This window comes from Cobetia sp. BMC6 (assembly GCF_029991385.1).
Classification (GTDB): domain Bacteria; phylum Pseudomonadota; class Gammaproteobacteria; order Pseudomonadales; family Halomonadaceae; genus Cobetia.
On sequence record NZ_JAKUMF010000004.1, the window covers coordinates 102,777 to 127,282 of the forward strand.

The window sequence follows — 24,506 nt, forward strand, 5'->3', positions numbered from 1 at the left end:
GGGAATGGTCTGCACTCAGACACGGCACGACGGCAACGCGTGACCGGCGAACAAGACCTGAGTCCAAGTGCAGCGCTGAGCGAGTCATGACAAGCTTACCAGCCCGCCTCACCGCGGCAGCAGGCGAGACATCATGTCACGCGCTCGCCACATCGCTCTCAAGGCATTCGCACTCAGCCCCGACAAGGAGTCAGCATGGCAAGTGTACAGCAGGCGCTCGGCCCCCTCTTCCTGTTGATCCTCGCGGGGGCATTGCTGGGGTGGAAGCGATTCCCCGGCGAAGGTTTCTGGAGTGAACTCGAACGCCTGATCTATTACGTGCTGTTCCCCGCCATGCTGGTGTCCACGCTGGCGCGCGCCGACATGGCCAGCGTGCCGGTCGTGACGCTGGCCAGCGTGATGTTGGGCGCGATGCTGCTGTTCGCCGCCGCGCTATGGCTGAGCTGGCGTCACGCGCCGGCCTGGCTGAGCCGTCATATGGGCGACGCCGCCTCCTTTACCTCGCTCTTCCAGGGCAGCATCCGCTTCAACAGCTACGTCGGTGTGGCCGGGGCAGCAGCGCTGCATGGCAGCGCCGGGGCGACCGTCGCGGCCGTGGCGCTGGCGCTGATGGTACCGGCCGCCAACCTGTTGTGCGTGATGGCCTTCATCTGCGCAGGCACCCTGGGCGAAGGCGGCCTGCTGCGCTCGCTCAAGGCGCTGACCCGCAACCCGCTGGTACTGGCGTGTCTGGCCGGCACGGCCCTCAACCTGAGCGGCATCGGCTTGCCGGGCTGGAGTGGCGACGCCATCAGCCTGCTGGGGCGCGCCGCCTTGCCGCTCGGCCTGGTCGCGGTGGGCGTGGCGCTGCGCCCGCGTGTACTGGTAAGTAGTGGCAGCGTGGCGTGGCTGGCAAGCCTGCTGAAGCTGCTGGCGATGCCGGCACTGGTGGTCGTGCTCTGCCGGTGGTTCGGCCTCGAGGGGGTGGCGCGCGATGTGGCGATTCTGTTCGCGGCGCTGCCCACCGCGACCTCCGCCTATATTCTGGCCCGCCAGCTGGGCGGCAATGCCGAGCTGATGGCGGCGTTGATCACCGCCCAGACGCTGCTGGCGATGCTGACCCTGCCCCTGTGGCTGGCGAACTGAGCTCCTGTCGACCCAAGCTGCTGTCGAGCTGTCGATCTGACGACCGCACATCCGAACGCGACGTGAGAGCTCGCAGTGTGCGCAGCGCACAAGAAAAAGGGCATCCCCAGATGAGGATGCCCAAGACCGTGACTAGCTTGATGAGGAGAAACACCGTAGCGGGGGCCTGACTCCGCCGCTACGGCTGGGCTTGCGCCCTGCGATGTCTGCCCGGACACCGCACATACAAGATAATCATTCTCATTTGCTTTTGCAAGGCAAATGCGAAGAATTTCTATTTAAGCTTTGTCTTGTGCATCCTCGAGCGAGAACACCCTCAGCTCCGCATGCAATTCGACCTCCAAGGCCGTCATGGCTTCTGCACGTGCCAGGCCATCACGCTCGGCGCGATAAAGATGCGGCGTCATGGTCAGCAAGTCCCGGATCTGCTCATTGCTGGTCAATGAAAGCCCCGCATGCAGATGCTCGACCTCGCCTCTGATGGCGAAGCCCGCGGACTCGGCAGCGCTCAGTCCGGCCTCGCCACGCGCGGGCTTCAGCTCGCGGTAGAGAATCCTGCGCAACGCCAGCAGGTGCTCGGCCCCCGCCTCCAGCAGCACGACGTGGCCACCGGGCTTGAGGACACGCGCGAATTCCTGCCAGACAGGGAAGCCGAAGGCGCAGATGACGACATCCACACATGCATCCTCCAGCGGCAGGGCGGCGTTGGTGCCCACCAGCCAGGCGGCATCACGTGACTGCTTCGCCGCAGCCAGCACCGCATGTTTGGAGATATCCAACCCCGCCGCCGTCAGCGAGAAATCCCGCTCACCGGCAGCGCACGCCAACTGACGCAGATAGAAGCCTTCGCCGCAACCGGCATCCAGCACGGCCAGCGACGTCTGGGCCGCAGCCAATGCCAGCACACGACAGGCCAAGGCCGCCGCCAGCGGCTGATAGCCGCCGAGGGCGAACAGGCGCTGGCGGGCACTGACCATCGCCTTGCTGTCGCCGGGGTCCAGGCTGCGCTTGCGCTGCACCGGCAGCAGATTGACATGGCCCTGGCGTGCGATATCGAAGCGATGCCCGTCGGCACAGCACCAGCTCTGGCCATCACGTTCCAGCGGCTGGGCATCCAGTGGACAGGTCAGGGCCGTCAGCGGGGTCATGGTCGGGCGATCAGCCGAGTCGGCGGTAGGCGTCGTCATGGTCAGCAACTCTCGGGACGGGAAAAGAAAGGGGCCGCAAATACAGCAAGGGCACAGACAGCCACGCAGGCAAATGGCCTTGGCACGCCAAACCGCGCCATGGCGGTGGGCCTCACACGCAAGCGGCCACCCGAAGGCGGCCGCGATGCAGCGTCATGATGACGCCGCCACTGCGCACGAGGCGCTGATCAGTCCTGCTTGACGAAGATCAGGTCCCACACACCGTGGCCGAGTCGCTCGCCGCGCTGTTCGAACTTGGTCAGCGGACGGAAATCCGGACGCGGCACGTAGGGTGCGGTTTCCGCCGGAGCGGTGTTGGCAAAGCCCGGTGCTTCGGCCATCTCTTCCGCCATCGCTTCGGCGTAGTTGGCCCAGTCGGTCGCCATGTGGAAGTGGCCGCCCGGCTTGAGCACACGACGCACCAGCTCGACGAAGGCCGGCTGAACGATACGGCGCTTGTGGTGCTTCTTCTTCGGCCACGGGTCCGGGAAGAACAGCTGGAAGGTGTCGGCGCATCCGGCCGGCACGCAATCCGCCAGCACTTCCAGTGCGTCGTGACGATAGACACGCAGGTTGGTCAGGCCCAGCTTGTCGACATCATCCAGCAGCTTGCCGACGCCAGGCGCGTGCACTTCGATGCCGATGAAGTCGGTGCCCGGGTTGGCCTGTGCCTGTTCACACAGTGACTTGCCCATGCCGAAGCCGACTTCGATCACCAGCGGCGCCCGCCGCCCGAACAGCGCCTCGAGATCCAGCTCGCCCTGCTCGTGACGCAGACCAAGGCGCGGGAAGACCTCTTCCAGCCCGCGGGTCTGGGCCTGGGTCATGCGGCCACCACGAATCACGTAGCTCTTGATGCCACGCTTGCGGGCGACGGCTTCATCGGCAACGGAAGGGGTCGCTGGCGCGCTTTCGGTCTGCACGCTCTCGGGCTGCGCGTTCTCGTTCTGCACACTTTCTTGCTGCGCATCGTCAGCGGGTGCAGAAGTGGACGTGTCGTCCTGCGGCTTGGAAGTCTCGTCAGTCATGGGGTCGTCTTGGTCTTTGCATGAACGATGCGCGAGCATCGGATTCGAATGTTTCAGGGCTCAGCCGGTGATCAGGCCAGCGCCCGGTGAGGAAGCACGTGCCGTCAGGCGAGTCGGCATGCGACCGGCCAGGAAGGCACCACGGCCGGAAATCACGGCCTGACGCATGGCATCTGCCATCAACAGCGGCTGGCGCGCGTGGGCGATGGCGCTGTTCATCAGCACGCCATCACAGCCCAGCTCCATGGCGAAGGCGGCTTCTGACGCCGTACCCAGACCGGCATCGACCAGCACCGGCACATTGGCGCGCTCGATGATCAGCGATAGGGTGTGCGGGTTGAGAATGCCGAGGCCGGAGCCGATCAGCGAGCCCAGCGGCATGATGGCGCAGCAGCCGATTTCCTCGAGCTGGCGCGCGACGATGGGGTCGTCGGAGGTATACACCATCACGTCGAAACCATCGGCGACCAGTGCTTCAGCGGCCTTGAGCGTCTCGACGATATTGGGATACAGCGTGTCCTGATCACCCAGCACTTCCAGCTTGACCAGGTTGTGGCCGTCCAGCAGTTCACGAGCCAGCTTGCAGGTACGCACCGCATCACGCGCGTTGTAGCAGCCGGCGGTGTTGGGCAGGAAGGTATAGCGATCCGGTGACAGCACGTCGAGCAGATTCGGCTCGTCAGCGTTCTGGCCCAGGTTGGTACGGCGGACCGCAAAGGTGACCACTTCCGCGCCGGACGTCTCGATGGCGGAGCGTGTCTCCTCCATGTCCTTGTACTTGCCGGTACCGACCAGCAGGCGTGAAGAGAACTCACGACCGGCGACGATCAACGGGCTGTCGCCGGCGACCTGGGTGACGGGGGTGTTCAATGTCGGGGCAGAACTGTCTGTCATGATGACCTCATCGAGCTGGACGTGAACGCGCTGAGCGCGAGCGAGTAGTGAAAAGTGTCAATCCTGGAAACAGGACGGATCAGCCACCACCGATGGCATGGACGATCTCGATGCGGTCACCGGCATGCAGACGGGTGTCGGCGTGCGCGCTACGTGGCACGATGTCTTCATTGCGTTCCACTGCCAGTCGGCGGCCCTGGAGACCGAGACTCTCGACCAGAGCGGCAATCGTGGTGGCGTCCTCCACCACGTGGTCTTCACCGTTGAGCTGTATCTGCATGCTGTCCTCCCGCGAAAAGAGGCCGCTATTGTAGCGACTTTACGTGGACAGGCGTAGGCACATCGTGCCGCGCCACCTGCCCTCAAGGAATTATTGTCTATGCGTCACAACGACTCCCACTCCCGCCACTGGTGGCTGGCCATGGGACTGGCCGGCATGTCCACCGTCGCGCTGGGTGCCTTCGCCAGTCATGGCCTGCGCGGCACCCTGAGCGCGGACATGCTGCGCGTGTTCGAGACCGGCGTCCGCTATCAGATGTGGCACGTGCTGGCGGCGGTCGGGGTACTCGCCTGGCGCTCGGTGCAGCCGCTGCGTGGCCAGATGCTGACGCTGGGCCTATGGGCCGCCGGCGTCCTGATGTTCTCAGGGTCGCTGTATGCCCTGGCGACCACGGCGCGCACCCAACTGGGCATCATCACGCCCATCGGCGGGCTGCTGCTGATCGCCGGCTGGCTGAGCCTGGCCGTCACCGGCTGGCGTCAGCGCGGCAGCGAAGAGAAGGATATCAACAAGCTGTAGCGAACTGGCCCGAGGCGTTGCCCACGACCGTTCCGGGGTCAGTCATCACTGTCCGGCAAGGTATAGGTCGCGGTCACGATGGCGACCGGGTCCGTATCACCGTGGCTGAAGAGCTCGATCTCGCCGACGGCCAGCCGCCGGCCCAGCTTGCGGATACGCGCGGTGGCCATCAGGTCGCGGTCGCCGCGCGCACGGCGCAGGAAGTGGATGCTGAGGTCACTGGTGACGGCCATCGGCTCCGGGCCGATCTCGCCGAGTATCGCGACATACAGGCAGACATCCGCCAGCGCCATCATCGTCGGCCCGGACACACAGCTGCCGGGACGCAGGTGCTCGTCCTCGATGGCCAGCCCCATGGTCGCCCAGCGATCGCCGACGGCCTCGATGGTGCCCAGACGCTGGGGGAAGACTTCATCGAGGAAATCCTCGATGGCGGCGGCGCTCATCACGGGCATGACATTCTCCTCGACACACTGGGTCCGATCGCGCGGTTACGCGGTTTCTGGGGCAAGGCTAGCGGCAAAAGCGGTCTCGGGAAACATGCGCCTGGCAAAATAGTGGCCGGGCAATTCCTGCCCGGCGACAGGCGACAACGGCGACCCAGGGTCGCCGTTGTCGTGTTCACTGTTTTCACCAGCCAGTCGGGGGTGTCAGCGCGCCTGCTGCTTCTTCTCGAGGCGACGGCGATGCAGGACCGGCTCGGTATAGCCGCTCGGCTGCACGCGCCCCTGGAAGACCAGTTCGCAGGCGGCCTGGAAGGCGATGGAGCCCTCGAGATCATCCGTCATCGCCTGATAGCTGGGGTCCGCGGCATTCTGACGGTCCACCACGCCGGCCATGCGCTCCAGCGTGTCCTGCACCTGGGCACTGTCGACGATGCCATGATGCAGCCAGTTGGCGATGTGCTGGCTGGAGATGCGCAGCGTGGCGCGGTCTTCCATCAGGCCGACATCGTGGATGTCCGGCACCTTGGAGCAGCCGGTGCCGTGATCGATCCAGCGCACCACATAGCCGAGAATCCCCTGGGCATTGTTGTCCAGCTCGGCCTGGATTTCCTCGGCACTCCACTGAGGATCGAGTTCCAGCGGGATGGTCAGCAGATCATCGAGGCTGGCACGCTGACGGCTGAGCAGATCATGCTGCACGTCCTTCACCGAGACCTGATGATAGTGCAGCGCATGCAGCACGGCGGCGGTAGGTGACGGCACCCAGGCGGTGTTGGCGCCGGCGCGCGGATGGCCGATCTTCTGCTCCAGCATCGCGGCCATCAGGTCGGGCATGGCCCACATGCCCTTGCCGATCTGGGCACGGCCCCGCAGGCCGCACTCCAGGCCGACATCCACGTTCCATTTCTCGTAGGCCTGAATCCAGGTGGCGCCCTTCATGTCTCCCTTGCGCAGCATCGGTCCGGCTTCCATCGAGGTGTGCATCTCGTCACCGGTGCGGTCCAGGAAGCCGGTGTTGATGAAGGCCACGCGGGAACTGGCCGCCGCGATACAGGCCTTGAGGTTGACGGTGGTGCGGCGCTCCTCATCCATGATGCCCATCTTGAGCGTGGAGTCCGGCAGGCCCAGCAGCTGCTCGACCCGCGCGAACAGTTCATCGGCAAAGGCGACTTCCTCGGGACCATGCATCTTGGGCTTGACGATATAGACGGAGCCGGTGCGCGAGTTGCAGATGCCGCCGCGGTCCTGCTTGTCGCCCTTGAGGTCGTGCAGCGCGATCAGGCTGGTGAAGATGGCATCCATGATGCCTTCCGGCGCTTCGCTGCCGTCCTCGAGCAGGATGGCCGGGTTGGTCATCAGGTGGCCGACGTTGCGAATCAGCATCAGCGAGCGACCATGCAGCACACGCGTGGTGCCATCGGCGCCAGTGTATTCGCGGTCTGCATTCAGCTTGCGCGTCATGCTGCGACCATTCTTCTCCAGCGTCTCGGTCAGGTCGCCCTTCATCAGGCCCAGCCAGTTGCGATAGACCGTCACCTTGTCTTCGGCATCGACGGCGGCTACCGAGTCCTCGCAGTCCATGATGGTGGAGAGCGCGGCCTCCATGATCAGATCACTGACGTTGGCGGGATCGGTCTTGCCGATGGGGTGCTCGGCATCGATCACAAGCTCGGCGTGCAGGCCGTTGTGGGCGAAGATGATCGCGCTCGGCGCGCTTTCGTCGCCTCGATAGCCGAGGAAGCGTTCCGGCGACTTGAGGCTGAGGTCACGCCCTCCGGCACGCACCAGCAGATGACCATCACGAATCGTGTAGCCTTCGCTGTCATGGTGGCTGCCGCCGGCCAGCGGCGCGATGGTGTCCAGCACCTGGCGCGCATAGGCGACGACCTTGGCCCCGCGCGCCGGGTTGTAGTCCTTGCCACGCTCGGCGCCATCTTCCTCGCTGATCGCGTCGGTGCCGTAGAGCGCATCATAGAGGGAGCCCCAGCGCGCATTGGCGGCATTCAGGGCGTAGCGGGCATTCATCACCGGCACCACCAGCTGCGGGCCGGCCTGCTGGCAGATCTCGCTATCCACGAAGGCGGTACTGGCTTCGACCGTATTCGGCTCCGGCAGCAGATAGCCGATCCTGTGCAGAAACGCCTTGTAGGCCTCGAGGTCTACCTTGCCCGGATGCTCACGGTGCCAGGCGTCGATCTCGCTCTGCAGCTGCTCGCGGGTTGCCAGCAGTTCGCGGTTGCGCGGTGCCAGCTCGTGCAGCAGTGAATCGACACCCGCCCAGAAGGTCTCCGGCGCGATCCCTGTGCCCGGCAGCGCTTCCTGCTCGATGAAGCGGTGCAGGCTGGCGTCGATGGCCAGGCGCTGAAGTTGAATACGGTCGGTCATGCGTTTGCTCTCCCTGAAAACGAATCGCTGGAAACCCTCAACGGCTGACAACACTGCAAGCAGTGGTGTTCAAAAGGATTTTCGCCAGACGGCACTCACTGGCACGTCGTTCGACGCGGCTGCTGACGCGCGACTGCCCGACAAGCGTGAACCATCATGATGCCGGGCAGGAAGGCGCTGCCCCCTGCCGGGCGAGGACGAATCCCAACACCATACCCGATGGCGAGGCCGGCGAAAGGACTGCTATGACCAATGAACAAGCTCATGGTGCCCGATTACCCGCCCAGCGTTGATTCCGCGTCGCTGTTGTAGCTCGGCGACAGGCGGGGAAAACAGTGAAGAAACACTGTTCCTTGTGTAGCTCGCAGCCGCGCCAGCCGCTAGCATGGCAGCATTATGGAGATGACCATGCCCGATTTCAGTGAACTGCTCGACCACGGCCCCTTTATCCGCCTGCCTGACATGCTGCCGGGCCAGACGTCCAGTCCACTGGAGCGTTACCTGGGCCATTATGGTCTCGATGCGCTGCGCAGCGAGGACATCACCGTGCATGCCGGTCACCTGGAGGCCGGGGGCTTCCGCCTGTGGGCTCAGCTGTGGACACCGCGCAAGCCGCGCGGCACCGTCTTCGTGGTCCACGGCTACTTCGATCACCTCGCCCTCTATCGTCATCTGCTGGCGCACCTGCTGCGCAACGGCTGGCAGGTCGCCTTGTGGGACCTGCCGGGCCATGGCCTGTCATCCGGTGAGCCCGCCTCCATCGATGACTTCGGCGACTATGTCGGCTGCCTGCAGGCCTTCCAGGATTACCTGGAGGATCACAGCCTGGCGCCGCACCCGTGGTTCGGTATCGGCCAGAGCACCGGCGGCTCGGTGCTGGCCACCGACGCTCTGATGCGCGGCGATGAATCGCACTGGCAGGGAATTGCCCTGCTCGCACCACTGGTACGGCCCTGGGGCTGGTCGCAGTCACGCTGGTTGCACAGCATGGCGCGCCCCTTCATCGATTCCATTCCGCGCAAGTACCGCGCGAACACCAACGATGTGGCCTTCTACGAGTTTCTCAGCACCAATGATCCGCTGCAGGCTGATCGCCTCGCGGTGAAGTGGGTGACGGCGATGCGGGAGTGGATTCCCCGGCTGCGCGCCCTGCCTCCTTGCTCACTGCCGGCCCTGATCCTGCAGGGCGAACAGGACACCACCGTCGATTGGCAATGGAATCTCGGCGTACTGGCCAGCAAGTTCCCCAATGCACGCATCTACCGCCACCCCGAGGCCCAACACCATCTGGTCAATGAAGCCGAGCCGATTCGTCAGGAGCTGTTTGCCGAGCTGGACGCCTTTCTCGATGCCCTGTCGCAGCGCCCGTCAGACCTGCCGCAGCAGGGGCGCACGGCATGATGGCCATGCATCGCCTGCGCATGCTGGCCGCGACCCTGCTACTCTCCACGCTGGCGGGCTGCATGAGCCTGGACCAGGTGCCGCGTGCCGAACGCGACCCCATCTATGGTCTCGGCCAGAGCGCGGCGCGCCTGATCGCCGAGCAGCCCTGGACACCCCCGCTCGAGCAACAGGTATTGCTGCTCGCGCCGCCCGAGGTGGATGCCACGCTGCAGGCCAACCCGGGCGCGCTGAACGAGGCGCTGACACGCGCACTGCTGGCGCTCAAGAACGGGCCTCAGGTACTCAACTGGAGCACCGACCGCCCCGCCGTCGATAGCCGTCAGTGGCGTCTCGAGACCACCCTCGAGGCCAGTGGCATCGCGCTTACCTTGTCAGACCGCACGCTTCAGCCGTACCAGCTGCAGCTGACGCTGATTCGCAGCGCCAGTGCCGAGCGCAATGAGACGCGCACCTTCACCCTGAGCGGCGCCTTCGACCAGGCGGCTCTCGAGTCGCTGGCGCGCAATCGCCCTGAGCCCTGAGCTCCAGGCCTTGAGTTCTGAGTCTTGCGCCCAGCTACGCCGTGGCCCCCGCCACCTCTGATACAGCTTTTATCGTTTCTGCTTTTCCGGAGCCAACATGACCACCGCCAGTCCCCGTCGCTTTCTTGCCCACCTCTATCAGGATGGGCCGCATAACCCGTTCCCCGGCATCAAGGCGCTGGAACGCAGACTGGGACACGCGCTGCCGTATCAGTATGGCTCCAACGAAGGGCTCGACATGCCGCACCACACGCTGGGCGGCGCGCTGGGCACCGCCCTGGCCGACCTGAGCCGCAGCTATGCCGACGCCGATGCCTGGCAACTGCGCCAGCAACTGGCTGAGCGTCTGGGAGTCGCGTACGAGAACCTGCTGGTCGATGCCGGGGCCGACAGCCTGCTGGCACTGGTAATGCGTGCCACCGTCTGTGCGGGCGAGCGCGTCATCACCAGCGCCGGCACCTATCCGACCCTGGCGTACTTCGCCCGCGGGCTGGGTGCCGAGGTCATCGAGGTGCCCTACAGCGAGAGCTTCGCCACTACCGATGACGCCTCATCGTCGCGACTGGCACCGGACCTCGCGGCACTGCTAACCGCGGCAAGGCAACATGATGCCCGCGTCGTCTATCTCGCCAACCCTGACAACCCCAGCGGCCACCTGCATTCTGACGCCGATGTGCGCGCTCTGCGCGACGCCCTGCCGGAGAACTGCAGCCTGCTGCTGGACGAGGCCTATCACGACTTCCGCCCGGACGCCGCACACGCCGACCATGCGCCGATGGCGCGCACCTTCCGCCTGCGTACCTTCTCCAAGGCCTATGGGCTGGCGGGCCTGCGCCTCGGCTTCATGATCGCCGAGCCTGACGATATCGGCATGCTGACCAAGGTGCGGATTCACTACGCGGTCAGCGCCCCGGCAATGGCCGCAGGTGAGCTGCTGCTGGCGCACCCTGAAGAGGCGGCAGCGCATATCGCCGGCGTGATCGACTGTCGCGATCGGCTCGCCGAGCACCTACGCTCGCTGGGTGCGGAAGTGCTACCCAGCGCAACCAACTTCCTCTGCGTGCGCCTCAAGAGCGCCGAGCTGGCAGCGCAGGTGCAGCAGCAGCTGATGGCTCAGGGCGTGCTGATCACTCGCTCCCCGCACCCTTCGCTTGGCCACATCCTGCGTATCTCGACACTCGAGGACAGTCTGGTGCCGGGCCGTCTCGCGCGTCTCGAGCAGGCCATCGCCGAAGAGCGCCGCTCATGAACGATTTATCGTGAGGGCCTCGCGATGACGCTGGTCAGCCTCGCGGCCCGCGCCTTGAGCAGTCTCGCCGTGGCGGGCGCGAGCCTCTGGCTGGTGCCCGCACTGTGGTTCCGCCTGCCGGGGCCGGAAGGGCTGCGCACCACCGTGGCTGCTCTCGCAGCGGTGCTGGGCCTCGTGTGCGTGATTGCCCTGTGGTGGCCGCAGGCCAGCACGATTCGCTGGCGGCTGATGGGCAGCTACCTGATGCTGCTGGTCGCAAGCCTTGCCTGGTGGGCCAGCATCACGCCACGGGCGGACCGCGACTGGGCGCCGGAGGTGGCACATCTGGTCGAGGGGCAGGTGATCACACCGGCACGGGACGAGGCATCACCGGCAAGCGCCAGGGACGAGGCTGCCACGCGGGGTGGAGTGCTGCATCTCGAGCAGGTACGCAACTTCGTGTGGCACAGCGCAGAGGATTACAAGCCGCACTGGGAAAGCCGCGACTACCCGCTGGAGGAGCTGACCTCGGTGGATCTGCTGACCAGTCACTGGATGGGGCCGCAGATCGCCCACACACTGGTCAGCTTCGGCTTTGCCGATGGCCGCTATCTGGCCTTCTCGGTGGAGATCCGCAAGGAGCGCCACGAGCAGTTCTCGACCCTCGGCGGCATGTTCAAGCAGTACGAACTGGCGGTGATCGCCGCCGACGAACGCGACATCATCCGCGTGCGCAGCAACATGCGCGGCGAACAGGTACACCTCTACCGCGTGCAGATGCCGCGCGAGATGATCCGCGAGCTGTTGCTGGCCTACGTCGACGAAGCCGAGACATTGCGCACTCAGCCACGCTTCTACAACACCGCCACCAGCAACTGCACCACCCTTGTCTACGCGATGATGACGCGCCTGACCGACGGCCTGCCGCTGGACTACCGTCTGCTGCTCTCCGGCTATCTGCCGGAATATGTCGCGGACCAGGGCGCCCTGAGTGACGCTGCGCCCTTCGCGGAGCTCAAGGCCAGCAGCCTGATCAACCCCGCCGCCATCGCCGCCGACGATCACCCGGACGGCGACTTCTCACGCCTGATTCGTGAGGGCATCCCCGGCGCGGACAGACCCTCCTACTGAGCTCGAGCAGGGCTGACGTCCTGATCCGCCGGCATCAGGCGCTGCGCTGCTGGGTGCCGGCACCCGGGCGAGCCGGGTCCCTGCCCATCATGCGGTCCAGTTGCCGATAGCCGATAGCCTCCATCAGCTGCGGCCGCTGCACGCCATCCTGGTCGATCAGATCACTCAGTGTCAGCGCGACACGCAGCACCCGGTGATAGGCGCGCGCCGAGAGATTGAGGCGTGACAGCACGCCGGCCAGCCACTGACGCTCGCCGTCTTCCAGCTGGCAGGCGGCTTCCAGCGCGTGAGTATCAAGATGAGCATTCAGGCCACCGCGTGCCAATTGGCGCGCGCGAGCGGCCAGCACTCGTTCGCGCACGCCGGCCGAGGCCTCGCCGGGAGTAGCGGATGTCAGCTCCTCGGCGGGCAGGCCAGGTACCTCGACCTGCAGGTCGATGCGGTCCAGCAACGGGCCGGACAGGCGCGCCTGATAGCGCTGGATCTGCGCCGGGGTACAGCTGCAATTGCGGCGACTGTCGCCGAGGTAGCCGCAGGGGCAGGGATTCATCGCCGCGACCAGCTGGAAGCGCGCCGGGAAGCGGCGTTGATGGCTGGCCCGCGAGATCAGGATACGACCGCTCTCCAGCGGCTCGCGCATCACTTCCAGCACGCCACGGTCGAACTCCGCCAGCTCATCCAGAAACAGCACGCCATGATGCGCCAGCGACACCTCGCCCGGGCGCGGCTTGGAGCCACTGTCATTTTCAGCAATTGATGCGACCCTCAGCGCGTAATATCGGGCTATTATGGTAGTCTGTACAGGATTGAGTGCGACAGAATTAATAGCAATTGATGCGACAGGCCTTGTTTTATTCAACATTTGGTGCGACTGCCCATGCCACTGCCTACATCCGTTCGTAAAATCGGCCCTACGCGACGAAGTGTGTCTGGCTACTATGCCTTTCGCGGGGAGGAGTCTATTGCGTTCGAGTCGACGCTCGAACGTGATTTCCTCATCAAGGCTGACTTTGATGTGAGCGTCCTTGGTGTGATTTCCCAGCCGTGCGAGATCCCGTTTCATCATCCCGTGACCGGTAGGCGCTACACCTACACACCTGACTATTTGGTGTATTACCGTCTCGGTAACCGTCATTACAGGGATTACCCAAAACCTCTCCTGGTGGAGGTCAAACCACGGGAAAAGTGGCAAGCACATTGGCGTGAATGGTCGCCTAAATGGAAGGCGGCGATACGGCATGCCAACAACGAGGGCTGGGCGTTTCGCATTCATGATGAAAGCCGCATTCGTGATAAGACCTTGGACAACATTACCTTCCTAGCGCGCTATAAGCGGATGGTGTTTCCTTCTGTCGAAAGCCAGGCAGTCCTCAACACCGTGAGGGAGATGGGGGTGGCGACTTTGGATTACCTGCTGTCTCGGCACTTCATGGGCGATATTTATCGGGCAGAGGGGATTGCGCATTTATGGCATCTGCTGGCGACCCGACAGCTAGATTGCGATATGGCTCAATCTTTCAGTCCTCTATCAGAGGTGTGGGTACCCGATTATGAATAATCATCGTGGCAACACAACTGAGCCCAATAGCGGCGTCGCTCAAACACGCCAACACTTGCAGATCATGGTGGGTGAGCAGGTTCAGAAAGATGGCACCGTTTACCGAATTTCCCAGGTGCTTGATTTTGAGACAGTCATTGGCATTGCCGTTGAGTCCGGGCGTAGTTGCCCGCTTCGCATCAAAGAACTAGCGCCTCTCAATAGCGGGTCTGTGCTCCCTGATCAGGATATATCCGAGATTGGGGATGCCGATTGGCAAGAGGCCGAGCATCGCTTTTCGATCATTAAGCCCTTGGTGGATCGCCGTACGGTGGGGCGGGATGCAGCGGAGGAGCGTGCGAAACAAACGGGGGTTGATACGGCTACGATTTACCGTTGGTTAAAGCGGTATAAAGCGACGGGCTCGGTGCTCGCATTGATTCCTCAAAAGCCAGGGTGGAAGAAGGGAAAGTCGCGTATTCCCGCGCATGCCGAGGCAGTGATTCAGGAAGTCATCAAAGAGGTGTATTTGACGCTGCAGCGTCCGTCCGCACAAAAGGCGGTACAGGAAGTGATGCGGCGTTGCCATGAACGGCGCATCGACCCGCCGAGCCCTGGTACCGTTCGTGCTCGTCTGCGTGATATCCCAGAGCGTGACCGGTTGCGTGGCCATGGTTTTAGAGACAAAGCCATTAACAAGTTCCAGCCAGCAGCCGGGAAGTTTCCCAATGCTGACTATCCGCTAGCGGTCATGCAGATTGACCACACGCCTGCCGATATTATTTTGGTCGATGACGTGTATCGCAAGCCGATTGGTCGCCCATGGATTACGTTGGCCATGGACGTGTTTACCCGTGTGGTCACGGGGTATTACTTGTCGTTTGACCCGCCCTCTGAAACATCTGTCGGCATGTGTGTGGCGCACTCCATGCTTCCTAAAGATGAGTGGTTGCTACTGCATAATGTGGAGGCTGAGTGGCCGGTATGGGGCACACCCGCCACGATTCATGTCGATAACGGCCCAGATTTTCGCTCAGAGACGTTTCGGCGCTCATGCCTAGCCTATGGGATCAACCTTGAGTTTCGGCCTGTTAAGCAGCCTCGTTATGGTGGCCATATTGAGCGGGTGCTGGGCTCTATTCTCAAAGAAATCCATAACCTGCCTGGGACGACCTTCTCCTCCATTAAAGAGAAAGAGGGGTACGATCCAGAGAAGCACGCGGCCATGACGAAAAGCGAGTTTGAAGAGTGGCTGGTGACGTTGATTTGTAAGGTTTACCACCAGCGTCTTCATTCTGGAATTGGTATGTCACCGGTGCGGAAATGGGAAATCGGTGTGTTTGGCAATGCTGACGTGCAGGGAGTTGGCTTAGCGCCACGGCCTGCTGATAGACTTTCTGTATTGCTCGATTTTTTGCCCAGCTTTCAGCGCACGATCCAGACCTTTGGTGTGACCATCGATGGCATGAACTATTACGATGAGGCGCTAAGGCCATGGATCAATGCCAAAGATCCAGATACGCCAAGCAAGAAACGCACCTTTGTGTTTCGGCGTGACCCTCGTGACATTAGCGTCGTTTGGTTCAAAGACCCGGAGCTCGGGCACTATTTTCGCGTGCCCTTTGCAAATCTCGCCCTCCCCTCGATGAGTGTTTGGGAGCATGCCCAGGCCAAAGCGCGCCTTCGCCAGGAAGGCAGGAGTTCGGTCAATGAGTCTGAAATCCTACGCGCTATTAGTGAACTGCGAACTCATGTGGAGGAGTCGCAAGCACGTACCAAGCGAAGTCGCCGTCAGGCACAACGACGTAAAGAGCATGAGAAGAAGGTGACGCCTGCAGATCCCCTTTTACATGCGCCCTCAACCGCGGCCCCCCAAGAGTCACCCACTCAGGAAGATGGTCTCTTATCGGGTGATATCGATGTGAACTGGGACATATCATGAGCACACACCTTCATCCTGATCTTCGTCATGTCTTGGGGCTGTCCGCTAGAGAGCGAATGGAGTTTATGGATCAACCGCGATGGTTGGGGTATCCATTGGCCAATCGTGTCATTGAGGTCATGCGTGGGCTGATGGAGAAGCCTAGTCGTCCTCGTATGCCTAACCTCTTGCTCGTGGGTGACTCCAACAACGGAAAGACAACCATCGTTCAACGGTTTCGTAAACAGTACGGTGAGGGCTACGTGAATGAAGACGTAGAACCGGTGAAACCAGTGATCGTCACTCAAGCCCCACCGAGTGCCGATGAGAAAAGTCTGTATATCGCAGTGTTAGAGAGCTTTTGGGCTCCCTATCGGCCTTCAGACCCGGTACCTAAGCTGCGCTACCAAGTGATTCATCAACTGCGGGCTTGCCATACCCGCTTGTTGATCATTGATGAGTTCCACTCACTGTTAACCGGTGGTGCCGTCAAGCAGCGCGAAACGATGAATGCCATTAAGCTCCTATGCAATGAGTTAATGATTCCCATCGTTGGTGTGGGTACGCAGGATGCTGTGCGTGTACTGCATTCAGATCCGCAGCATGCGAGTCGCTTTGATGTGGTTGCATTACCGAAGTGGGAGCTCAATCAGGAGTTTCAGAAGCTGCTCGCTGGCTTTGAGAAGATATTACCGCTCAAACATCCTTCCCAACTGCATGAGCCACAATTGGCGACCCAGCTTCACGCGATCTCTGGCGGCAATTTTGGCGACCTGCACCGGCTGCTGATTGAGTGTGCCAATGCCGCTATTTTGTCCGGGGCTGAACGTATCGATGAGAAAATTATTCAGAGTAAATCATGGGTGCGACCTACCCGTGGCATTAGGGAGGTGATGCTGTAATGCCTTGGGCGCTGAGTGTGCCTCTGTTGCCTGAAGAGTCGCTTTCTTCATGGCTGGTACGGGCGGCGTTGAGACAGGGGTGTGATCCTTTGTCGCTCACCGGGGCTATCTGGCCAACATGGCGTATATGGACAAGGGATATTGATAGGGAAATTCCCCTCGTAAGAATGCGCCCATTAGTCAATGCATCGGGGATATCGTCCGCTGAGTTTCAGAAAGCTGGGATGCGGGACGATTGTGAGAAAGTGGCCGGTTACTCATTACCGGAAACGCGGACTTGGCCCTGGTTGTTAGCCCTTGGTAGCCGAAATCGAACTCGCCATGGAGGACAACAGATTTGTGCATTGTGTTTGGCAGAGGACTCAGCCCCCTACTTGCGCCGACACTGGCGATTCGCTTGGCACACTGGGTGCCGCTTTCATGGGGTGCAACTGATAGATGAGTGCCCGGTATGCAAGGCCCCTATAGAGCCTCATCGCCTGTCAGCAGAAGATCAACATTTAGCTCAGTGCAGCCGGTGTTATAACGATTTTAGAAAGGCGGTATGCACGTCGCCTTTACCAGAAGCGTTCAGTTTCCAAGTGATGGCTGATCGTGCTTTAACAAGAAGCAACGTGACGTTTAGGGAGGCCCCTATCGCACCCGCCGATTGGTTTTCTATGGTGACTTTCTTTGTTGGCGTTGTTCGGCGTGCAAGTCGGCGGCCTGCGTCACCCCTCGCAGATGCGCTTCTAACATTGGGCATTTCGATTACGGATAGCCGAATGCCTGTGTCTGGGTTGGCGTTTGAGCTTCTGCCTGTCAACGAGCGTTGTGCTTTATTAGCGGCGGTGGAGCGTTTGCTAAGTATAGGCCTTGAAGAAACGTTTAGCGCTCTGGTCGCTTGTAATGTCAAAACGAGTGCGCTTCATGATTCCCGAAAGTCACCCCCCGTTATATTGTTGCCGTTGTTATCACGGTTATCTCATCACCCTCATGGGCCGCATCGCCGCCGTGCTCTACCGGCTCATCGCCCCATGTCGGAACGCGCAGTGAGAGCCTCATGGGCGCGTTTAAAACGGAGAATGAAAGCGGAGCCAACCTCTTGAAGCAACACAAAACGGTAGACTGCGATGAGTGTGGTCGAGAAGTCTCCAAATTGTGGCGACGCCATAAGGGGCATGGTTACTGCTCAACTTGCTATGCTCGTGAGTTTAAGCAGCGGATGTGCCCACGATGTGGTGAGTTAGCTCGTTTGCCTAAGAATGACCCAGACGCCGTCTGTCGTCAGTGCGAAGTCGACAAACCGTGTGCACGATGTGGAAAAGCCAGTTCAGACTACAACATCGGCAAGGTCACTCCCTACGGCCCTGTCTGTATCGCCTGCGCTCCCTATTTCAGAGAGTCAGAGTCCTGCGAGGAGTGTGGGGAACCCTCTCAACGTCTTACCCGAGTGACGCGTATGGGGCATGATCATCGCTTATGTCCACGCTGTGCGACGGCAGATCACGGTACCTGTTCCGCGTGTCGTCGACATCGCTTATTGGTCATGACATCCAGCGGTGACGCATTGTGCAACGTCTGTTATGAGCAAGGGAAAATTGCCTGTCCATTGTGTGGCAATCCCATGCCAGCGGGTCGAGGCGATGCCTGTGAGCCCTGCTATTGGACGCGAACATGCCGTAAACGCATCACCATTGGCCAAGCCGGTATCACTACCCAAGCGTTAAGTGAGGCCTTTGGGGAATTTGGTGAATGGCTGATTCGTACCACAGGGCCGCATAAGGCTGCCCTCAAGATCAATCATTTCTTCTCGTTCTTCCTTGAGATCGACCAGGCATGGTCACGGATACCGAGCTATTCGGAGCTGCTTCATCACTTCGGGGCGGAGGGGTTGCGGCGTGTAAGACTTCTTATGCGATGGCTGCATGAAGAGCAAGGGGTAGAGCCGGATCACCAAGCAAAGAAGATCGACTCAGAGAAACGACGTATCAAAGCGTGTCTCAGGTCTATGCCGTCCGCTTCTTTATCAGAAAAAGCGCTGCATGCTTATTGGCAGCAATTAGAAACCCGTATAGAGGCGGGCAAAACGTCCCACACCTCCGCACGACTTGCACTAAGAGCGGCAGCCGCATTGCTACTCGCTACTGACCGGGAGGGGCAGCGACTGCCTCAACAGGGCGATGTGGACAACTATTTGCAGGCGGTGCCTGGACAAGCAGCCTCGGTGACGGGGTTTACTAATTTCTTGAATCGCCAACATGCCACCACGTTGGCTCCTCGGGTGGATGTAAAACGGGCAAGAAAGCGGCGAAAAGAAACACTAGCCCGCACCCTGATGACGATGGCCCGGTGTGCTGATCAAGGAGAGGCCTGGAGGGAGGCATGGATCGTTGCTGCCATGGAGTATTTCCATGACACAAAAGTAACGCAGAAAATGCTTCGACAACAGACCGTAGAGCGGACGACAGACGGGATACAGGTGGTAATGAGTGACGTTACCTACTGGCTGCCTCTGGATATTGAGTGCTAAGACACTGATAGCGCGCAGTCACTTGGAGGGCTCCGCGCGAATGTCGCCCCGCCGTTTGGACGGGGCTATGGCTCTCTACCTATATGCCAGGGCTCAACGGTGTGCCAGAAGGCGTGTCATGACCGTTGAGATGACATCAGATCCAGGTCTTCATAAATGCCTTGATAGACTTCTCTTCTGGGCTGTGGCGCTGTGGTTCCTGTTCCTGTTCCTGTTCCTGTTCCTGATTTGGATGTAGGGGGGTTATAAGCCCGTTAGAGAGTGACAGGACATCGCTGAGCTGCTCGTAATCGAGGTTTACGTTATCGACATTGTATTGGTTTAGGCGTGTCATGGTCTCTGTGAGTGCGGTCATACTGTGCTCTTCTTCTCCAAGCGGCGGAAAGGCTTGAATCAGCGGCTGACCGCCTTCCCAACCTATCTTGATCGGCTGATTGATGATGTTGACTTGGGTGCCGGGTGGAATGCGGTCAAATATAGATTCGATGTCTTTGGGTAACATGCGGATACAGCCTCGGCTTGCGCGCATGCCAATGCCATCGGGCTGGTTGGTGCCGTGAATCAAATAGCCATCGAAGCCTAGGATGATGGCATGGTCTCCTAGCGGGTTATCGGGGCCGGGTGGCACAACGCTGGGCGCGGTTTCACCGCGTGCTTCCGCTTCGCGTTTTACCGACTCAGGCGGGTACCACGCGGGGTTTTTAATGTTCATGGTGGTCTCGGTCACGCCTAGAGGAGTATCAAACCCTTCGCGACCAATGCCAATAGGATAGGTCTCAACACGCGGTGTCTCACCGTTTTTGACATCTGGGTAGTAGTAAAGCCGCAGCTCGGCGATATTGATAACGATCCCAGTACGCTCCACATTCGGCAGAATAAAACGTCCCGGAATAGTCACTTCCGTGCCCACCCCTGGAACCCAGATGCTAACCTCTGGGTTTGCACGGATCATCTCCAAATAGCCAAGGTTGTGACGCCTGGCAATATCTATCAAGGTATCGTCGTAATCCTTTACGATAAAGGTGTCAGCCTCTCCGATAATATTACCTTCCTCTGGTAGCGGGTAATGCCCTTTGGGCCATTCCGTCTCCTGGGTCGTGTCGGGTTGTGTCGGGTTGTGTCTCCATGGCGACAGTGGGCCATGCCAGAAACGAAACCACCACACTCACGATGAAGCCGATCTGCATTGGCCATGGGAGGAATCTCTTAAGTATTACTGCGTTCTTTGCCAGGAGTATCGCTAGGTTCATTTTTCATCTAATGCGTCGTTTTTTGATCGAGATAAGTTCAGTTGTAACCCGAGCAGTGTCAGCAAGGCAGCGAGTATCCAAGCGGGGCCACTACCGGTGCGTGTGAAAGGAGTTAGGCCCTGCATCGGGGTCACCTCGCCAGTTAAACTGGCCTGTTCAAACTGTGGGGCACGGGCTGTGACGTGACCTTGTGAATCGATGATGGCCGTCACGCCATTACTGGTAGCTCGAAGTAGGTGACGACCATTTTCTAAGGCACGTAAACGCGCCATTTGAAGATGTTGGTGTGGGCCAATGGAACGCCCAAACCACGTATCGTTGGAAACCGTTAATAGCAGCTCGGCATTACGCGCCTGTTGGGCGACATGATCGGCGAAAATGATCTCGTAACAGATGGCAGTGCCAATGGTAGTGCCAGCCACGTGTAACGGAGCCTGTACGTCTGAACCAGGGGTCAGCCGGGGTGTTGGCAAGTCGAAAAAAGCAAGGGTGTCAGCGAGGAGGCTTTGGAATGGCAAATACTCGCCAAAGGGTACTAAATGCGCTTTTTGGTATTCGCCTTGCACATCATTTAGCCCTATGACGCTGTTATAAGAGCGCCCTTCACTGTCGCGTTGCAAAATGCCGGTCAACAAGGCGGTGTTAGGCCCCAGGTCGGACGCTACTTGCTCCAGTATTCGCTGTGCTTCCTGCTCAAGCATGGGAAGGGCTGCCTCGGGCCAAACGATGAGATCGATGTCCCTTGCTTGCTCTTGTGTCATTGTTGTGTAGATATTGACCGCCTCGCGCTGCCCTTGGGCAGTCCACTTAATGCGTTGGTCAAGATTCCCTTGCAGCAATGCCACCCGGATGGGCTTGCCAGCCGGGGTTGTCCATTGGGCGGGCAATAAGAATGGAACGACCCACAAGGCGGCCATTGGGACAAGGCAACTCCAGCGGCGACGCAGTACCTCTACCCCTAACGTACCTGTCAGCGCGGTCATAAGTGACAGCAAGTACACACCACCAACGGGTGCCCATGGGGCTAGTGGAGAATCTATCTGAGAGGTGCCTAACAATAACCAGGGGAAGCCGGTGAGCAACCAGGTGCGTAGCCATTCGCTCACCACCCACATACCGGCAAAGCTAAGAAAGGCGAACCGTGGCCCCGTGATGCGTCGATAGAGCCCAAAGGGGACTGCAAAGAAGAGCGCCAGGACGCTGACAAAAAGAGTGGTGAGGAACATCGCCACCAAGGCCCCGGTGCCACTGAAATCGTGAATAGCAACGAAGACCCACGACGTGCCTGAACCGAACAGGCCTACCCCATAGCACCACCCACGCAGGGTGGCCATGACGGGCGTTAGCGACTGTATCTTCCAATAGACCAGTGCCACGGCCACTGGGCCAAGCCACCATAGGGAAAAGGGGGCGGCACTCAAGGTGGTCAGTACCCCAGCGGCGAGCGCTACAACGCAATCGATTATTGGTGAGAGTCGCCCAGCAAAAAGCGTATATTCTTTATCTTGATCGACCACATCCATAGCGTTACTCAGAGCGCTTAAAAACAGGACTTTCACGCCATAACGCCACCGCGAACATCAATACACCGGCAAATAGCGCGATATCGGCCATGTTAAAGGCGGGCCAATGCCATTCGCCCCAGTAAATGTCCAGATAGTCGACGACGTACCCTCGCGCTAAGCGATCAACGGTATTACCGAGCGCGCCGCCAAGAATCAGACTGTACGCACAGGCTTCCAAACGCGGCAGGGGTTTGCATAGCTGCACCATCAATACAATGGCGACCACCAACGCTAAACCTAGAAAGAGGTAGCGCTGCCACCCCCCTGCTTCTGCGAGAAAGCTGAAAGCGGCTCCTGTATTCCCGGTATAAACCCAGTTAAAAAACGGCGTTAGCGGAATGACTTGGCCAAACGACATCTGGGCATGCACAATTTCCTTGACCAGTTGATCGGCTAGAGCCATCACGCAAGCTAATATGAACCATGGCCAGCGACGTGAAGGGCTATCGTGTTGCACTGTTCTCATGAGGTTACTTTTCCTTGTGACAGGCCTGTCATTGCGGTACTGGGCGAAAAGCGGTAACCCAGCAGTCGCATGGCGTTCAACGTCACCAGGACGGTAGCACCGGTATCGGCCATCACCGCAATCCACATGCCGGTAATACCCAGAGCTGTGGTGACCAGGAAAATGGCTTTTAAGCCGAGCGCGAGAACAACGTTGGTTTTCACATTGCGCAGCGTGGCACGAGAGAGGTCTATCAGCTCAGCGATGCCGGTAACGCGGTTCTTGAGCAAGGCTGCATCGGCGGTTTCCAACGCCACATCCGTGCCGCCTCCCATCGCGATACCGACATCGGCTGCCGCGAGTGCCGGTGCATCGTTGATGCCATCGCCTACTTTACCGACGGGGCCACGGCCTGCCGCTTGCCAGTCTCGAACATACGCTGCCTTGTCTTCAGGCATTAGTTCGCCGTACGCTTCAATGCCTAAGCGCCCCCCCGTGGCAGCGACGGTGCGGGCATTATCACCGCTGAGCATGACCGCCTGTACGCCTAAACGGGATAGCGCCGCTAGGCCTTCAATGGCATCTTCGCGTGGCTCATCGCGAACCGCGATCAAGCCCAACAAATGCTCGCCTTCGACGAGGAGAGCGAGGCTCTTACCGGCTTCTTCTAACGCGACAATCCGAGCACTGAGACTTTCCTCAAGGATGACCTGCTCGTGAAGGTGGCGAGGCGTCATTAAGCTCAGCTCGCGACCCTCCACCTGGCCGGAAACACCGCGCCCCGCCAGAGCGCGGCTGCCGGTGACGGTGGGGAGGTTGATGCCCGACTGTCGAGCATGCTCAACGATAGCCGTGGCGATAGGGTGACTGGAATCCCGCTCTATTGCGGCGGCGAGCCGCAATACGCTGTTATCGTCTTCCTCAGCAATCCAAGACTCCACATCTGTGACTCTTGGGGTACCCGCAGTGAGGGTGCCCGTTTTGTCTAATGCCACCAAGCGAAGCTTACCTAACTGTTCAAGAACGGCTCCCCCTTTGATCAGTAGGCCGCGCCGAGCGCCCGCCGAGAGACCGGCGGCGATGGCGGCTGGGGTGGAAATGACCAACGCGCAGGGGCATGCGATTAACAGCAATGCTAACGCACGGTAAATCGACTCCGACCATGCCATGGTCGATACCAGCGGTGGCACTATCGCCATCAGTAGGGCGAGTAAGACGACGGCGGGCATATAGTAATACGCAAAACGATCAATAAAGCGTGCTATGGGTGCCTTGGCGGCTTGTGCTTCTTCAACCAGGCGAATAACGCGTGCGATTGTATTGTCATCAGCGCCTCGTGTTACCTCCACCTCCAGGGCGGCATCAAGATTCACTGTGCCAGCAAAAATGTCATCACCAGGCGAGCGCGAACGGGGGATGGACTCGCCGTTTACCGGCGACTCATCAAGGTCGGACGTGCCCACCAGGATACGTCCATCGCAAGGAACGCGATCACCGGGCCGCACCAGCACACGCTGACCGAGTTTAAGTGACTCCGCCGAGACGTCACGCAGATGGCCATTGTCCATCAGCCTTGCCGTTGAGGGTGTTAAATTTTCCAAGGCTGAGATACTGCGGCGCGCCCGTGACGCAGCTACCCCTTCGAGTAGCTCACCTACGGCGAACAAGAATACGACCATCGCGGCTTCAGCAGCAGCATCGATAGCCAATGCACCAAGCGCAGCGATGCACATCAGCATTTCGATAGTAAAGGGGTTGCGCATTTTGAGGGCGCCCCAGGCACTCTGCGCAATGGGCATTAAGCCGACCAGCGTGGCCAGAATGAACGGCACATTACCCAGCGCAGGCCATGCTAAACGAAGCGCGAAGGCTACGATCAGCAGATTGCCTGTGATAATGACCAAGCGCCCTTTAGCGGTTTGCCACCAAGGGGATGAAGCATCAGATGCGCGTGTTTGGCCAGCAGGGGAAGTCACTTGATAGCCTAGTTCGTTCAGGATGCCCTCAATGGTCTGTTGAGAGGGGCCACCCTGATCGCGGTGGTGAATCTTCACCGATCCCGTGACCGAGCTTGCTGTGACTTCCTCAATGCCGTCCAGCCGCTCTAGCGCCGACACAACCTTGCGCTCACAACCGCCGCAGTCCATGCCTTCAACACGCAGCGTCAAGACGGTAGGCGCTGTTGTCGGCGTCGATGTTTTCATGGTGCCTCTCCTGCCAATGGGC

20 protein-coding genes and 1 pseudogene are annotated in these 24,506 nt (G+C 60.3%); 10 read left to right on the top strand and 11 right to left on the bottom strand.

Annotation, left to right across the window (positions count from 1 at the left end; all coding sequences use genetic code 11):
- The first annotated feature begins 195 nt into the window (after positions 1 to 195).
- Positions 196 to 1,125, top strand: coding sequence for an AEC family transporter (locus MKZ40_RS09970; RefSeq protein WP_175088999.1), 930 nt, complete (start codon positions 196 to 198; stop codon positions 1,123 to 1,125).
- 278 nt (positions 1,126 to 1,403) lie between these two features.
- Here MKZ40_RS09970 and MKZ40_RS09975 read toward each other — a convergent pair whose 3' ends face one another.
- From MKZ40_RS09975 to thiS, 4 genes are all read right to left on the bottom strand, one after another.
- A complete protein-coding gene (locus MKZ40_RS09975; protein WP_254627029.1) occupies positions 1,404 to 2,312 on the bottom strand; it encodes a putative RNA methyltransferase in 909 nt (302 codons plus the stop codon).
- A 188-nt stretch (positions 2,313 to 2,500) separates the two neighbouring features.
- The gene (gene trmB / locus MKZ40_RS09980; RefSeq protein ID WP_175088998.1) at positions 2,501 to 3,340 is read right to left on the bottom strand and encodes a tRNA (guanosine(46)-N7)-methyltransferase TrmB; all 840 of its coding nucleotides are present in this window, start codon (positions 3,338 to 3,340) and stop codon (positions 2,501 to 2,503) included.
- Positions 3,341 to 3,400: 60 nt separating this feature from the next.
- A complete protein-coding gene (locus MKZ40_RS09985) occupies positions 3,401 to 4,234 on the bottom strand; it encodes a thiazole synthase (RefSeq protein WP_175088997.1) in 834 nt (277 codons plus the stop codon).
- A 79-nt stretch (positions 4,235 to 4,313) separates the two neighbouring features.
- Entirely contained in the window at positions 4,314 to 4,514 is a 201-nt protein-coding gene (gene thiS, locus MKZ40_RS09990; protein WP_175088996.1) for a sulfur carrier protein ThiS, read from the bottom strand.
- Positions 4,515 to 4,613: 99 nt separating this feature from the next.
- Between thiS and MKZ40_RS09995 the strand changes: the two genes are divergently transcribed.
- Entirely contained in the window at positions 4,614 to 5,033 is a 420-nt protein-coding gene (locus MKZ40_RS09995; protein ID WP_175088995.1) for a DUF423 domain-containing protein, read from the top strand.
- 38 nt (positions 5,034 to 5,071) lie between these two features.
- On the opposite strand, the gene MKZ40_RS10000 is transcribed toward MKZ40_RS09995, so the two are convergent.
- The gene (locus MKZ40_RS10000; protein ID WP_043336979.1) at positions 5,072 to 5,488 is read right to left on the bottom strand and encodes a PaaI family thioesterase; all 417 of its coding nucleotides are present in this window, start codon (positions 5,486 to 5,488) and stop codon (positions 5,072 to 5,074) included.
- Between the two features lie 195 nt (positions 5,489 to 5,683).
- Entirely contained in the window at positions 5,684 to 7,864 is a 2,181-nt protein-coding gene (locus MKZ40_RS10005) for a malate synthase G (protein ID WP_175088994.1), read from the bottom strand.
- A 408-nt stretch (positions 7,865 to 8,272) separates the two neighbouring features.
- Between MKZ40_RS10005 and MKZ40_RS10010 the strand changes: the two genes are divergently transcribed.
- From MKZ40_RS10010 to MKZ40_RS10025, 4 genes are all read left to right on the top strand, one after another.
- Positions 8,273 to 9,265: an alpha/beta hydrolase gene (locus tag MKZ40_RS10010; RefSeq protein ID WP_175088993.1), complete on the top strand. Its 993-nt coding sequence runs from the start codon at positions 8,273 to 8,275 to the stop codon at positions 9,263 to 9,265.
- Complete coding sequence (locus tag MKZ40_RS10015; protein ID WP_175088992.1) at positions 9,262 to 9,789, top strand: hypothetical protein; 528 nt, start codon at positions 9,262 to 9,264, stop codon at positions 9,787 to 9,789. Before MKZ40_RS10010 ends, MKZ40_RS10015 begins: the two co-directional genes overlap by 4 nt.
- A 97-nt stretch (positions 9,790 to 9,886) precedes the next feature.
- Positions 9,887 to 11,038 carry an aminotransferase class I/II-fold pyridoxal phosphate-dependent enzyme gene (locus tag MKZ40_RS10020; protein WP_175088991.1) on the top strand — a complete coding sequence of 384 codons (1,152 nt, stop codon included), beginning with the start codon at positions 9,887 to 9,889 and terminating at the stop codon, positions 11,036 to 11,038.
- Positions 11,039 to 11,062: 24 nt separating this feature from the next.
- Entirely contained in the window at positions 11,063 to 12,148 is a 1,086-nt protein-coding gene (locus tag MKZ40_RS10025) for a DUF4105 domain-containing protein (RefSeq protein ID WP_175088990.1), read from the top strand.
- A 34-nt stretch (positions 12,149 to 12,182) separates the two neighbouring features.
- Here the strand turns inward: MKZ40_RS10025 and MKZ40_RS10030 are convergent.
- Positions 12,183 to 12,884, bottom strand: a pseudogene (locus tag MKZ40_RS10030) (ATP-binding protein); the annotation flags it as partial.
- 189 nt (positions 12,885 to 13,073) lie between these two features.
- On the opposite strand from MKZ40_RS10030, the gene MKZ40_RS10035 reads away from it, so the two are divergent.
- The 4 genes from MKZ40_RS10035 (at position 13,074) to MKZ40_RS10050 (ending at position 19,020) form a co-directional block, all read left to right on the top strand.
- On the top strand, positions 13,074 to 13,706 hold the full coding sequence (locus MKZ40_RS10035) for a TnsA endonuclease N-terminal domain-containing protein (protein ID WP_225347472.1): 633 nt from the start codon (positions 13,074 to 13,076) through the stop codon (positions 13,704 to 13,706).
- Entirely contained in the window at positions 13,699 to 15,627 is a 1,929-nt protein-coding gene (locus tag MKZ40_RS10040; RefSeq protein WP_175088988.1) for a Mu transposase C-terminal domain-containing protein, read from the top strand. The genes MKZ40_RS10035 and MKZ40_RS10040 overlap by 8 nt, the downstream gene beginning before the upstream one ends.
- Positions 15,624 to 16,508, top strand: coding sequence for a TniB family NTP-binding protein (locus tag MKZ40_RS10045; protein ID WP_175088987.1), 885 nt, complete (start codon positions 15,624 to 15,626; stop codon positions 16,506 to 16,508). Before MKZ40_RS10040 ends, MKZ40_RS10045 begins: the two co-directional genes overlap by 4 nt.
- Before the next feature lie 1,606 nt (positions 16,509 to 18,114).
- Positions 18,115 to 19,020, top strand: coding sequence for a hypothetical protein (locus MKZ40_RS10050; protein ID WP_175089071.1), 906 nt, complete (start codon positions 18,115 to 18,117; stop codon positions 19,018 to 19,020).
- A gap of 136 nt (positions 19,021 to 19,156) precedes the next feature.
- Here the strand turns inward: MKZ40_RS10050 and MKZ40_RS10055 are convergent, their stop codons facing one another.
- From MKZ40_RS10055 to MKZ40_RS10070, 4 genes are all read right to left on the bottom strand, one after another.
- Positions 19,157 to 20,014 (bottom strand): L,D-transpeptidase family protein, encoded by an 858-nt coding sequence (locus MKZ40_RS10055; RefSeq protein WP_345947313.1) that lies wholly within the window; start codon positions 20,012 to 20,014, stop codon positions 19,157 to 19,159.
- Between the two features lie 252 nt (positions 20,015 to 20,266).
- Positions 20,267 to 21,793 (bottom strand): apolipoprotein N-acyltransferase, encoded by a 1,527-nt coding sequence (gene lnt, locus MKZ40_RS10060; protein WP_175088984.1) that lies wholly within the window; start codon positions 21,791 to 21,793, stop codon positions 20,267 to 20,269.
- Positions 21,794 to 21,797: 4 nt separating this feature from the next.
- A complete protein-coding gene (gene lspA / locus MKZ40_RS10065; RefSeq protein WP_175088983.1) occupies positions 21,798 to 22,301 on the bottom strand; it encodes a signal peptidase II in 504 nt (167 codons plus the stop codon).
- Positions 22,298 to 24,484 (bottom strand): heavy metal translocating P-type ATPase, encoded by a 2,187-nt coding sequence (locus tag MKZ40_RS10070; RefSeq protein WP_175088982.1) that lies wholly within the window; start codon positions 24,482 to 24,484, stop codon positions 22,298 to 22,300. The genes lspA and MKZ40_RS10070 overlap by 4 nt, the downstream gene beginning before the upstream one ends.
- Positions 24,485 to 24,506: the final 22 nt, after the last annotated feature.